We start from the raw sequence: 11,301 nt of genomic DNA, 5'->3' as shown, positions 1-11,301 counted from the left end.
GTTTCTTCTTTCAGATAATCTATGCATAACTATCATGGCATAAAGATTATGCTATTATGCATATTCATCTGTCGCTGTCAGCGACTTTTATAATATATCACCCGTTTGAAAAAATGTCAAGCGGTGTCTGTATTTTTTGTGCCGTTACCAAAAGGTACGAGGCATAATACGCTCGATTCTCCAAACCGGATTGCCCATGCAGTCTACATCGCCAATCCGTCGGGCGATCTCACTGACAGCGGCAGTAGCCACCACCGGCAACCCTAATTTTTGAGCCGCCTGGGCGACACCGCGGGCGCCGTTTTGCACCACGTCCACAGTGGTTTCCCCGGCCAAATGGGTATTATTTAACACCGCGTCCACTCTGCCCAGTGTGCCCACATACTCCAGGATGTTGTCCACCGTCGAGGTAAATGGGCGTGACATATTAAGGACGGCGATAATTTTCAAATGAGGGTTTTCATCCGCTCCTTCAATTAAATTGAAGATGCGGGCGCCATGCACACCATAACCTACATCCATGATGATATTGCCTTGCCGCCGCAGCACCCAGCGCATGGATCCCATGATGACGCTGCCGGCTTCACCCAAACCTACCGTGTCGCGGGTTTCCCAGGCTACTACATCCATGCCCAGTGCTTCCAGTTCTTTTTTTATCGGTCTGATGGTATAGCAGGGCTCCACTGTGTCTAAATCAACCAGAGTTACTTTGAGTCCCTGCTTGCAGAGTGTCATTGCCCGGTTTACGGCGTTTTCGCTTTTTCCACTGGCATATTCTCCTACATAGGCTTCAATAACCGGAATCGATTCTGCAATCGGCGCCATATACGTCTGCTCCTCTATAAACAGCATTCAATCCAAAAGGACGTACATATAGGATCATCGGAACTACCCAAAAAATATACCGTATTATTCAAGAATAGACGGCATAATGAAGATTTTGAGCAGTACTAATAAGATTACGCCGGGAATCCCTAAGAAACCGGCAACCAAGGCTGTCACAGGATTGATGGCTATGTGGAAATCCACATACCCACCCACCAGATTCAGAATCCATAGCATGATCCCGCCTATGGCACCGTTGTAGATCAGACGGAAAATTAATTTGATCGGCACCAGCAACATCCTGCCGACCAAATAAATCAGCAGGATTCCGAAAGCATAGGCAAGAACGACGTTGAGTCCCGGTATTTCCGGCATAAGACAGCCTCCCTTGCGCTTTGCGCATAGATTTATTGTAGCTGATGATTCCGATACTGTCATGGGCTTTTCACAACACAAATGCTCATTATGAATATATAAGCAACACGTCCCAATTATGCTATGCTATCGACTAAGACAAGAAAAAAGCTGTCCTAAATCCCTTTAGGACAGCTCCCCCCCAGGGCTTGATGCTTCTAAAATATCATGGGGCAACAAGCCCTGACTATCTTTCCGTAAAAGGGGAACGGGTAATTCCCCTCTGTCTGGCCAACTTCAAGAGATATATGTATCTTTTTTCCGCGGCTTGCATCTGATACACTACGTGATCAATCAAGTCGTTGTCAGATACATAATTATACATTGCCTGAGCCTGCAGCCATTCCTGCCTGGCCTGTTCCAGGATATGCGGCAGTTCGTCGTCGCCCCGCGGGCGCGGGACCGGCGGCGTTTCTCTGCCAAACCAGTCCTGCACTGCCCCTAACCATGTGGTCTTCACGTTCATCCCTCCTGTTACGGTTATTATTTCCATGCACAGGAAGGTATAAACGTGAAATTTTAAAATTACATTTCTCTCCGGTTTTCCATCGCTTTAGATAACGTTACTTCATCGGCGTACTCCAAGTCGCCGCCAACCGGCAGGCCATGTCCGATGCGGGTTACCTTAACTCCCAATGGTTTTAAGAGTTTGGCCAGATACATGGCGGTGGCCTCACCCTCTACATCCGGATTGGTGGCCATAATCACTTCCCGGATCTGGCCTGACTGCAGACGCAAAAGGAGTTCCTTAACCCGCAGTTGCTCCGGTCCCACCCCGTCCAAGGGAGAAAGAGCGCCGTGAAGAACATGATAAAGGCCCCGAAATTCCCGGGTCCTTTCCATGGCGGCTACGTCCTGGGGTTCTTCCACGACGCAGACCGTGCTCCGGTCTCTGTTCTCAGCCTGGCAAATGCTGCAGGGATCACAGTCGGTCAAACCAAAGCAAACGCTGCAGTAACGGATTTTTTCTTTGGCGTCAATAATAGCCTGGGCTAAAGACTGCGCTTGCGCCGGATCCAGTGTGAGAATGTAATAGGCCAGACGGGTGGCCGATTTAGCACCAATGCCGGGCAATCGCCGGAAATGCTCAATCAGTTTAGCCAGAGGTGCAACATACTGGGACACGATTAAAACATTCCGGGAGGCAGGTTCATGCCGCCTGTCAGTTTGCCCATCTCCTGGGCCATGGTATCGTCTACTTTTTTAATGGCTTCATTGACAGCGGCAGTAATCAAATCTTCCAGCATTTCCACATCGTTGGGGTCCACTGCGGCAGGATCAATTTTTAAGGACTGGACCTGCTTTTCGCCGTTAATCGTGACTTTGACCACCCCACCGCCGGCGGTTACGTCAAAGGTGCGCTTTTTCATTTCTTCCTGCATCTTTGCCATATCTGCCTGCAGTTTCTGTACCTTTTTCATCATTTGACCCATATTGCCACCAAACATCGTTATGCCTCCTTATTCTTAATCAACCTGGGTGTCGTTTTTTATTAATTTACCGCCAAACATCTCCAGCGCTTGTTTGACCACCGGGTGATTCTCCGCCGGGTCCGGCTCGGCGGCATTGGCTGCCGGCTTGGATTCTGGCGGAAGAGATTCATTCTGCATTATGCACTGCAGTCGGGGTTGATGGCCCGTGACTTGGGCCAGGACTTTTTCTACGATGCTGCGATAATCTTCTTTTTCCGTACGTTCTTTGGAAAAAGGAATGCTAAATTGGACCGTAGCCCGTTGTTCATCCAAAGCCACCAATTTCCCTTGGGAGACGCAGGCATGGACCGAGCGTTTGCCGCTGTTCACCAGTTCCTTTAGCATCGCATCCCAAACTTCCTGATGGTCCTGACTGACAACCGCTGCTGCAGCCGCCGGCTTAGGCTTAGCAGCCGGGGTTAAAACTGCCGTTGGCTCTCGCACAATCGTTTGCTGGGCCGGAATGTCAGGTTTCAACGGCGCCGGTGCGGGATGGCTTAGTTCCTGCCTCAGCCTGGGCGCCTCAACAGCGCCTCCGGCCAAGGCTGCCTCCAGTTTTGCCACCCGCTCGGTCAAAGCGGTCAGGCTTTCCTGAGGGGGGCTTTGGCATAAGGTCAACAGAGCCATTTCCGCCGTAATTCTGGGGTCCGCCGCCCACTTTAACTCATTGGCAGCTCCGTTCAGTGTACGAATCCAGAGAATCAGCTGTTCATGGCTAAATTGCCGGCTTTGTTGCATCAGTTCCTGCCGTTCCTGATCCAAACCGGCAATTTCGATGTCCGGCGCGGCCAAAAGGAGCATCAGACTGCGTCCGTGCTGGGCCAATTCCAGCAGGATCTGACGTACGTCCTTGCCCAGATTGATCATTTCGTCAAGAGCCGTCAAGGCAGCTTTCGCATCCCGAGCCGCAATGGCAACCGTAATCCGGTGCACCCATTCATGTCCGATCATGCCCAGGAGCTTTCTCACATCAGCCCCTGTCACTTCCCCGGTCTCCAGTGCAGCGCATTGATCCAGGATGCTCAGGGCATCCCGCATTCCTCCGTCGGCCTGAATGGCTATCAGCCGCAGGGCCTCGGGGGTAATATGCAGGGCGCTGCCTTTCGCAACTTCCGACAGGCGGGATTCGATTTCCTCCACCCCAATCCGCCGGAAATCATAGCGTTGGCAGCGGGAGTGAATCGTGGCCGGGATTTTATGAGGTTCAGTAGTAGCCAGTACAAACACCACATGAGCCGGCGGCTCTTCCAGGGTTTTCAGCAAAGCATTAAAGGCTTCGGTGGTTAACATATGTACTTCATCAATAATGTATACTTTGTAGCGGCCGTCTACCGGAGCAAATTTGACGGTCTCCCTGAGATCCCGTATCTCATCGATACCCCGATTGGAGGCGGCATCCACCTCGTATACATCCATGGAACTGCCCTGAGTAATCTTTTCACAGTTGGCGCAGTGATTACACGGCGTAGGCGTCGGTCCTTCCACACAATTCAGCGCCTTAGCCAGAATCTTGGCGGTACTGGTCTTGCCGGTGCCCCTTGGCCCGCTGAACAGATAGGCATGGGCGATTTTCCCGGTGGTGATGGCATTGGATAAGGTCTGACTGATGTGTTCCTGCCCCACCAAACTGGAAAAGTCCTGAGGCCGCCACTGGCGGTATAACGCAACATAGGACAAGCGATCACCTCCCGTCATTTACAGGGGACCGTTGAAAAAGGCCCATCTGTGTCACTTCAACTAATTTCGCGCTCATTCAGAAAACATCCCTTTTCATTTTCGTATGCAGTAGTCCATTTTGCTGTGGCTACACCGAAAAGTGATTTGTTTTCCTCCTGATCTCACGATGCTTCGCATCTTTCTAGTATCGACGTACCCTCTGAACGTACAGTCTCTCGCGCGTCCCCGTCGCGCTGTATCAGAATTCGTGACTTTTCGGGAGAGTGGCTATAGCAGATGATCTCTCATAAGCCGAAAAGTCACCTGAATTCTTCACTGGTACGGCAATACAGACATTGCTCTTACCTAACATCCGAACCTTTTTGAACGGTCCCAGATCCGCGGCTTTAGATAGGTTATTCAACGAACCGCTAACCGGTTCCTGTTTCGATCTGCATTATATACACGCACCCGTGTGTATCCCTATACAACAGTTTAGTTTACAAAAAAAGCAGCTGCACAGCTGCTTTTTAGTAAAATGTATTACACCGGGCCACGCGGTTTTTCACGTCGGACCACGGCAGAAATCAGGCACCCCTGCGGCACATGAAAGGGATCACTTACCGTTGCTTCCTTCCGGACCTGGCGGGGTTCATGAATTTTCATTGCGCAGGACCCAACCTCTGCCGCAGTCCGACCCGAAAAACCAGAAAACCGTTGAAAACGGCCCATCTGCGTCACTTCAGCCTCCTGCGGGCAGGCGTTCGACGTACCTTCCGAGCGTACAGTCTCACGCCCGTCCTCGTCGCGCCTAGCATCTGAACCGTTTTGAACAGTCCCAATTTCGAGGCCAAAGATAAGCCTACACAGACTATTAAAACTATTAAGAGGTAAATTATGGCGGAGAGAGAGGGATTCGAACCCTCGGTACCCTTTCGAATACACACGCTTTCCAGGCGTGCTCCTTCAACCACTCGGACATCTCTCCGTGCTCTACTTTATAGAAGGTTATGAAGTTTGCATGAAAGTAACTATTGGCGGAGAGGGTGGGATTCGAACCCACGAGACTCTTTCAAGCCTACTCGATTTCGAGTCGAGCTCCTTCGACCAGCTCGGACACCTCTCCACTGAGGTAAGACACGGAAAGTATCGCTTTTCGGATCCGCGCCAATTCAAGCATTCTTTCTGGCTACCCGAAAACGGCTTACTTTCCTCCTATTCCGAGATGCTTCGCATCTCTCCGGAGCGCCGCATACGGAAAAAGTCTCGCATGATACGGGCGCATTCCTCTGCTCTTACACCGGCCGTCACAGCCAACTGATGATTCAGAGCCTCATTCTGCACGATATTAAATATGGATTCCACGGCGCCCGCCTTATAGTCACTGCTGCCATAGACCAAACGGTCAATCCGGCTCATGATCAAAGCACCGGCGCACATGGGGCATGGTTCTATAGTAACATAAAGCGTCGCTCCGGTCAAACGCCAGCGGCTAAGCCGTTCACAGGCCTGTCGAATTGCGATAATCTCGGCATGGGCCGTAGCGTCATGCCAGGTTTCCCGCAGGTTATGTCCGGCGGCAACGACTTGCCCATCCATGACAATGACCGCGCCAATCGGCACTTCGCCGATCTGAAACGCCGCCTGCGCTTCCGCCAGGGCTAAACCCATATAATACTCATCTGTCATCTGGTCCACCATACTAAGCTTCATTCCTCACTAATTAGCGAAGACGGGAATAAGCGACAAATAGTATTATAACGCATAACCCGGCGGAGCGCAAGCACTTTTAGAACACAATGAATAGAATTTACATCAAAATTTATATTTCGATCAATTCATAGGTTTTTGTGCCAATGCCGATTTTTTCCGCGTGATCCACACAGGATCGCCAGTTCGTGTCCGGGTGAGTCGAGCAGAAACGGTCCTGTTGCTCGACATTGCCATGCCCTTTTATTTGTTCTGCCAGGTAACTGCCGGCAATAACCGGCGCCTGATTGGCTTTGTCGGCGCAGGCCATATCCAGCGCCACCGGGTCAAAGGAGGCGAACATGCCGATATCCGGAATAATCGGCAGATCATTTTCCGCATGGCAGTCACAGTTCGGCGATACATCGATCACCAGGCTGATATGGAAGTGAGGTCTGCCGTTTAATACCGCCCAGGAATATTCGGCCATTTTCTTATTCACTGCATCGTGGGACGCATCCCAGGCTGCAACAATGGCGTTCACAGGACAGACACCGATACATCGTCCGCAGCCGACGCATTTGCTGTGATCGATGCTGGCTTTTTTATCGGTGATGGTAATGGCCCCGTGAGCGCAAATTCTTACACAGGAGCCGCAGCCGATACAGGCTTTGGCGTTCACACGGGGTTTGCCATCGCTGTGCATTTCCATTTTCCCGGCCCGGGAGCCGGAGCCCATGCCGATATTTTTTAAGGCGCCGCCGAATCCTGTCAGCTCATGCCCTTTAAAGTGGCTCAAACTGATAAAAATATCGGCGTCCATGATAGCGCGGCCGATCTTGGCCTCTTTGACATACTCGCCGACCGGCACGGGAACATATGCCTCATCGGTTCCTTTTAAACCGTCGGCGATAAGGATCTGACAGCCGGTGGTAAACGGATTATAGCCGTTTTCATAGGCGGCCTCCAAATGCTCCAGGGCGTTTTTACGCCTGCCGACATACAGGGTATTGCAGTCGGTCAGAAAGACCTTGCCGCCCTGTTTTTTGATCAAGTCCACAATAACCTTGGCGTAATTGGGGCGAAGATAGGCCAGGTTCCCCGGTTCACCGAAATGGATTTTCAGAGCGGTGAATTTGTTCTGAAAATCAATCTGTTCAATGCCGGCCTTTTTCACCAGCTTCTCCAGTTTTTGCAGCAGATTCATACCGGGAACGGCCCGCAGGTTGGTGAAATATACTTTAGATTTCTCCATATAATCCCTCTTTCATCTCAGTTTTTTCAGGGTAAAAGCCATGTTTTTCCCTAGGGTTTTAAAGGTTTCTATGCCTTCCTCGTCCTTTTGGGCATCTCCCGGCTCTAACGAAAGGGTCATATTCCAATAACTGGAGCTGGGAATGATCATTTCAGCTATGCCGAAGTAGAAGTTAATGGCCGAATAAACGAAGGTAGACCCGGCCCGCCGCACCGCAACCACCGATGCGCCGATTTTCCCCCGCAGCAAGCCGCCTCCGTTAGCTTTGTTCACAAAGCCGGAGCGGTCAATCAGAGCCTTGACTTCGGCAGACACATTGCTGAAGTAGGTGGGAGAACCAATGATAATGCCGTCCGCTTCCTGGATTTTCTGGATGAAGCCGTTCATTTCATCATCCTGGCGCACACAGCGGTTATTTTGCAGCTCAAAGCACTTGCCGCAGGCCAGACAGCCGAATACCTTGCGACCGCCTAATTGGATAACTTCTGTGTCCACCCCTTCACTTTTTAATTCCGCCAGGACCATTTGAATACTTTGGGCTGTATTGCCATTAGCCCTGGGGCTGCCATTAAAAGCAACCACTTTCATAAAGCACACCCTCCTGTTTTTCAATGTTCCCCGCCCCCCCGGGTCCCTGTCGCGGAACATCACCTTTATTACGGTTATAACTTTTTCTATGCTATAATAATAGATATTAGTATGATTTTTAGCAAGTACGCACTTATTAGTGGCATAGTATCCGCTTATATACTAACTATTTCAACCGGTTTTTGCAATAAAGGAGCGATCCGCAGAAAATGATGATTAAGTTTAAAGATACCGAATACCAGTGTTCCATGGAATTGACCCTAAGCCTGATTGGCGGCAAATGGAAAGCGCTGATTCTCTGGTATTTGGGTGAAAACACGCTGCGTTTCAGCGAACTGCGCAAGGTGCTGCCTCAGATCACCCAAAAGATGCTGACCCAGCAGTTGAGAGAACTGGAGGAAAACGGTCTGGTCCACCGCTTCGTCTATACGCAGGTGCCGCCTAAAGTAGAATATTCCCTTACCAAAGCCGGCAAGAGCCTGTTGCCTATCCTGGGCACTCTTTGCCAATGGGGGCTCAACTATGTCAGGGAAACCGAATCGGCCCATGAGAAAACCACCGCCGAATTATCAGGAGGAAAAGAGTAGGTTTGCGCCCACTCTAGCCTGTCAGTGCCGAATGGTCCCATGTTTGTACTCAGGTACAATATCCAAAATATTGGACTGAAGGCAGTATGCTATATCGTCGGTACGTCCCAGGTCATACAATCGCTGGCCGTTTCTGCTCCGGCCGGCAACCTCCGCCAGCCGGCCTTTGCTCTGGGTATACATCAAAAGCGCCGCATAAGCGGCATCGCTCAAAATGACCGCTTGCTCCCTGCCTTGCAGAATTTCAACCAATTGTCCGGCGCAGAGGGCGTCTTCCAGGGAGAACAGCCGCTCCGTCCCAGCGCAGACGATCAAGATATCTTTGCCGTGTTGCTGGGCCTGCCGACAGACAGCCGCCGCATTCAAAAAGGAGCCGATCCAGGTCCGCCAGGCCCCTTCTGTCGCTCGAATAGCCACAGTGCCATTGGTGGTGGCCATAATAATGGGGCGGTCCTGTACCTTGTCTCGAGAAAATTCTGCGGGTGAATTGCCCAAATCGAACCCTTCTATCCTGACCGACTTCCTCTCACCGGCCAGCAGGCAGGATTTGGTCTGCCGGGCCAAATCCTGCGCCTCTTCGGCCGATAAAACCGGCAGGACCGACTGGCAGCCATTGGCTGCTGCCGTGACAATGCTGCTGGTTGCCCGGAAGATATCCAGCACGATGCACACTGTGTCAGATAAATCCATGCCGCTGACTTCAGCTGGCAGGAATGTCACATGGAGTTTCATACCTCATAAACACTCTCCATTTATATACTGGATATAGCGGTATTATCCCGTTTATTCCCCGTTGTATTCTCTGGTTCCTGCCGGGGATATGATAAAATACCGCAAGGAGTGATAAAGGCCGTAAGTGTTACACTTACGGCTTTTTCCGATTTATGATTATAGATGAGGCGCCACGCTTGTTCTGGCGTTGTGCAGGGCCGGCGCCAGGCTGGCCAGAATTCCCGCCAGCAATACGGCCCCTATCGTATAAACCTCGACGGCGCCAAAGGAACTGGCCATGACAATGGCCGTCTTTTGCTGCAAAGCGCCGGCAATAGCGTTAAACAAGGCATAGCCGGCAATGCTTCCCGGCAGGATGCCGCCCAGCATCAGGATGACTCCCTCTGCCAGAATGATACCGAACAAATCCCGCCGCCCCGCGCCCAAGGCCCGCAAAACAGCCCGGTCCCGGCTGCGGCTGAGGGCGGACCAATAAAGGGAAAAGACGACGATCAGCAACGTCATGGCCATAACGGCGTAACCGATCACAGACAAAACTTTTTCAGCCTCACCCAGGGCCGAAAACAGCTGGACCACCACCTGAGAGGGAAAAACGATTTGGGCCCGGCTGTCCTTCTGGAACTGCTGGTAAAGGCGCAGGGCCTCACCGTATCCCTGAGGCTTGACCAGAATAGCCGTCGTTTCCCCCTCCTCGCCGACGCTTCCCTGTTCGTGGTCATGCCCATGTTCATCCTCCTGTGCCGCTTCCTGTTCGTGGTCATGGTGTGAATGCATATCCCACAGGCTTTCCAGCGATACCAGGATAGCCTGATCATAAGGCCCCTGAACCGGCTGCAGAATTCCGACCACGGTAAACTTTTTATCGGCATGGGCCTCGCCGCCGGTAATGCCATGAGACGACACGAATTGGTCACCGATTTTCAAACCTGTTTCCCGCGCTGTTTTCACCCCAATTACAGCCTCAAAAGGAGCGGAAAATATCTGTCCTTGGGCCACTCGCAGCCAGGATGGCTGTCCGGGTTTAGCCTGGTGCGCAAATACCGCCGGTTCCGTGCCGACGATGCGGTAGCCCCGGTAGTTATCGCCGAAGCCGACGGGAATGGCCGCCCGGACTAAGGGATTGTTTCTCAATTCCTGCACTATTGTATAATCAATATTGCCAATTGGGGTGTCCTGGAGGAATACCGTATTGAGCACCAACTGATTCGGGCTGCCTTTGCTGCCGACAATCAGGTCAAAAGGCTCTGTAGCCCGCACTAAACCGTTTTGAATGCCAGCAGCCAGTTGCATGACAACCAGGGTCAGGCAAAGCGCGCTGGTCACAACGGCAACGGTCAGCAGGCTCTGAAGCGATTTAGCCCAAAGATTCCGCCAGGCAATCAACAGATGCATCATGCCAGCCTCCTTTCCGTCCGCCGCATTTCGTAAATACGGGGAAATTGGGCCATGACTGCCGGATCATGAGTGCTCAGAATCAGGCTGCTGTGGTTTTCCCGGCACAAGGATTGCAGCAGATCAAGAACCACCGCTGCATTGTCCCGGTCCAGGCTGGCAGTGGGCTCGTCGGCCAAAATCAGGCGGGGCTTGTTGATCAGGGCTCGCACAACAGCCACTCGCTGCTGCTCACCGGTACTTAGGTGAGCCGGCTTATTGTCGGACTTGTCCTCCAGGCCAACCAGGGCCAGCATCTCTTTGGCCTGCCGCCGCTGTTCCCCGCCGAAAGACCGGCTGCGTAAAGCCGCCGCTACCATGATATTTTCCGCCACCGTCAAGGCGGGAAGCAGGTTGAAGTTTTGAAAAATATATCCCATATGATCTGCCCGCCACCGGTCCCGCTTGGATTCCGACAGGGTATCGAGCCTTTTCCCCTCCCAGCAAATCTCCCCGGACGTAGGTGACAGCAGCCCGGCGACCAAGTGCAGCAGAGTGGTTTTGCCGGAGCCGCTGGGACCGGCAAGAATCAGTTGTTCGCCCGCCGCCAGGGCCAGTTCCTCCACTCGGGATGCGGTCAGCAATTCACCATTGGGATGGAAAAATTGCTTGGTTACATTGTGAATTTCCAGCATAGTATTGCACCCTCCGT

The 11,301-nt window shown here is 52.0% G+C and carries 13 protein-coding genes, 2 tRNA genes and 1 other RNA gene; 1 reads left to right on the top strand and 15 read right to left on the bottom strand.

All coding sequences use genetic code 11. The features are described from left to right. Window positions 1-144 precede the first annotated feature (144 nt). The 12 genes from ALO_RS16835 to ALO_RS16780 form a co-directional block, all read right to left on the bottom strand. Window positions 145-825 carry a hypothetical protein gene (locus ALO_RS16835; RefSeq protein WP_004098376.1) on the bottom strand — a complete coding sequence of 227 codons (681 nt, stop codon included), beginning with the start codon at window positions 823-825 and terminating at the stop codon, window positions 145-147. A gap of 84 nt (window positions 826-909) precedes the next feature. Continuing rightward, entirely contained in the window at window positions 910-1,200 is a 291-nt protein-coding gene (locus ALO_RS16830; RefSeq protein WP_004098374.1) for a pro-sigmaK processing inhibitor BofA family protein, read from the bottom strand. Between the two features lie 226 nt (window positions 1,201-1,426). After that, window positions 1,427-1,705 carry a YaaL family protein gene (locus ALO_RS16825; protein ID WP_040293737.1) on the bottom strand — a complete coding sequence of 93 codons (279 nt, stop codon included), beginning with the start codon at window positions 1,703-1,705 and terminating at the stop codon, window positions 1,427-1,429. 59 nt (window positions 1,706-1,764) lie between these two features. Beyond that, a complete protein-coding gene (gene recR / locus ALO_RS16820; RefSeq protein WP_004098370.1) occupies window positions 1,765-2,364 on the bottom strand; it encodes a recombination mediator RecR in 600 nt (199 codons plus the stop codon). A 2-nt stretch (window positions 2,365-2,366) separates the two neighbouring features. Next, a complete protein-coding gene (locus tag ALO_RS16815; protein WP_004098368.1) occupies window positions 2,367-2,687 on the bottom strand; it encodes a YbaB/EbfC family nucleoid-associated protein in 321 nt (106 codons plus the stop codon). 18 nt (window positions 2,688-2,705) lie between these two features. Then, the gene (gene dnaX, locus ALO_RS16810) at window positions 2,706-4,388 is read right to left on the bottom strand and encodes a DNA polymerase III subunit gamma/tau (RefSeq protein WP_004098365.1); all 1,683 of its coding nucleotides are present in this window, start codon (window positions 4,386-4,388) and stop codon (window positions 2,706-2,708) included. A gap of 561 nt (window positions 4,389-4,949) precedes the next feature. Then, window positions 4,950-5,049: signal recognition particle sRNA small type (gene ffs, locus ALO_RS21530), an RNA gene on the bottom strand. A 216-nt stretch (window positions 5,050-5,265) separates the two neighbouring features. Beyond that, window positions 5,266-5,355 (bottom strand) — tRNA-Ser (locus tag ALO_RS16800). Window positions 5,356-5,402: 47 nt separating this feature from the next. Then, window positions 5,403-5,493, bottom strand: a tRNA-Ser gene (locus ALO_RS16795). Window positions 5,494-5,582: 89 nt separating this feature from the next. Then, window positions 5,583-6,056: a tRNA adenosine(34) deaminase TadA gene (gene tadA, locus ALO_RS16790; RefSeq protein WP_139025434.1), complete on the bottom strand. Its 474-nt coding sequence runs from the start codon at window positions 6,054-6,056 to the stop codon at window positions 5,583-5,585. Window positions 6,057-6,189: 133 nt separating this feature from the next. Beyond that, on the bottom strand, window positions 6,190-7,311 hold the full coding sequence (locus tag ALO_RS16785; RefSeq protein WP_004098359.1) for a DUF362 domain-containing protein: 1,122 nt from the start codon (window positions 7,309-7,311) through the stop codon (window positions 6,190-6,192). 12 nt (window positions 7,312-7,323) lie between these two features. Continuing rightward, window positions 7,324-7,899, bottom strand: a complete 576-nt coding sequence (locus tag ALO_RS16780; protein ID WP_004098357.1) for a flavodoxin family protein — start codon at window positions 7,897-7,899, stop codon at window positions 7,324-7,326. Window positions 7,900-8,111: 212 nt separating this feature from the next. Between ALO_RS16780 and ALO_RS16775 the strand changes: the two genes are divergently transcribed. Continuing rightward, the gene (locus ALO_RS16775; protein WP_040293742.1) at window positions 8,112-8,486 is read left to right on the top strand and encodes a winged helix-turn-helix transcriptional regulator; all 375 of its coding nucleotides are present in this window, start codon (window positions 8,112-8,114) and stop codon (window positions 8,484-8,486) included. A 21-nt stretch (window positions 8,487-8,507) separates the two neighbouring features. Here the strand turns inward: ALO_RS16775 and ALO_RS16770 are convergent, their stop codons facing one another. The 3 genes from ALO_RS16770 to ALO_RS16760 form a co-directional block, all read right to left on the bottom strand. After that, window positions 8,508-9,218, bottom strand: a complete 711-nt coding sequence (locus tag ALO_RS16770; RefSeq protein WP_004098353.1) for a 2-phosphosulfolactate phosphatase — start codon at window positions 9,216-9,218, stop codon at window positions 8,508-8,510. A 156-nt stretch (window positions 9,219-9,374) separates the two neighbouring features. Continuing rightward, window positions 9,375-10,613: an ABC transporter permease gene (locus tag ALO_RS16765; protein ID WP_238528299.1), complete on the bottom strand. Its 1,239-nt coding sequence runs from the start codon at window positions 10,611-10,613 to the stop codon at window positions 9,375-9,377. Next, complete coding sequence (locus ALO_RS16760) at window positions 10,610-11,284, bottom strand: ABC transporter ATP-binding protein (RefSeq protein WP_004098350.1); 675 nt, start codon at window positions 11,282-11,284, stop codon at window positions 10,610-10,612. Before ALO_RS16760 ends, ALO_RS16765 begins: the two co-directional genes overlap by 4 nt. Window positions 11,285-11,301: the final 17 nt, after the last annotated feature.

This window comes from Acetonema longum DSM 6540 (assembly GCF_000219125.1).
Taxonomy (GTDB): domain Bacteria; phylum Bacillota; class Negativicutes; order Sporomusales; family Acetonemataceae; genus Acetonema; species Acetonema longum.
The sequence above is the reverse complement of the archived record's forward strand: the minus strand, read 5'-3'. Positions and strand labels throughout refer to the sequence as shown.

What these genes read in the sequence shown, in the direction of transcription:
- ALO_RS16770 (WP_004098353.1), bottom strand. Translation starts at nt 9,218, where the DNA reads ATGAAACTCCATGTGACATTCCTGCCAGCTGAAGTCAGCGGCATGGAT.
- ALO_RS16765 (WP_238528299.1), bottom strand. Translation starts at nt 10,613, where the DNA reads ATGATGCATCTGTTGATTGCCTGGCGGAATCTTTGGGCTAAATCGCTT.
- ALO_RS16775 (WP_040293742.1), top strand. Translation starts at nt 8,112, where the DNA reads ATGATTAAGTTTAAAGATACCGAATACCAGTGTTCCATGGAATTGACC.
- ALO_RS16785 (WP_004098359.1), bottom strand. Translation starts at nt 7,311, where the DNA reads ATGGAGAAATCTAAAGTATATTTCACCAACCTGCGGGCCGTTCCCGGT.
- ALO_RS16825 (WP_040293737.1), bottom strand. Translation starts at nt 1,705, where the DNA reads ATGAACGTGAAGACCACATGGTTAGGGGCAGTGCAGGACTGGTTTGGC.
- ALO_RS16780 (WP_004098357.1), bottom strand. Translation starts at nt 7,899, where the DNA reads ATGAAAGTGGTTGCTTTTAATGGCAGCCCCAGGGCTAATGGCAATACA.
- ALO_RS16830 (WP_004098374.1), bottom strand. Translation starts at nt 1,200, where the DNA reads ATGCCGGAAATACCGGGACTCAACGTCGTTCTTGCCTATGCTTTCGGA.
- tadA (WP_139025434.1), bottom strand. Translation starts at nt 6,056, where the DNA reads ATGACAGATGAGTATTATATGGGTTTAGCCCTGGCGGAAGCGCAGGCG.
- ALO_RS16760 (WP_004098350.1), bottom strand. Translation starts at nt 11,284, where the DNA reads ATGCTGGAAATTCACAATGTAACCAAGCAATTTTTCCATCCCAATGGT.
- ALO_RS16815 (WP_004098368.1), bottom strand. Translation starts at nt 2,687, where the DNA reads ATGTTTGGTGGCAATATGGGTCAAATGATGAAAAAGGTACAGAAACTG.
- ALO_RS16835 (WP_004098376.1), bottom strand. Translation starts at nt 825, where the DNA reads ATGGCGCCGATTGCAGAATCGATTCCGGTTATTGAAGCCTATGTAGGA.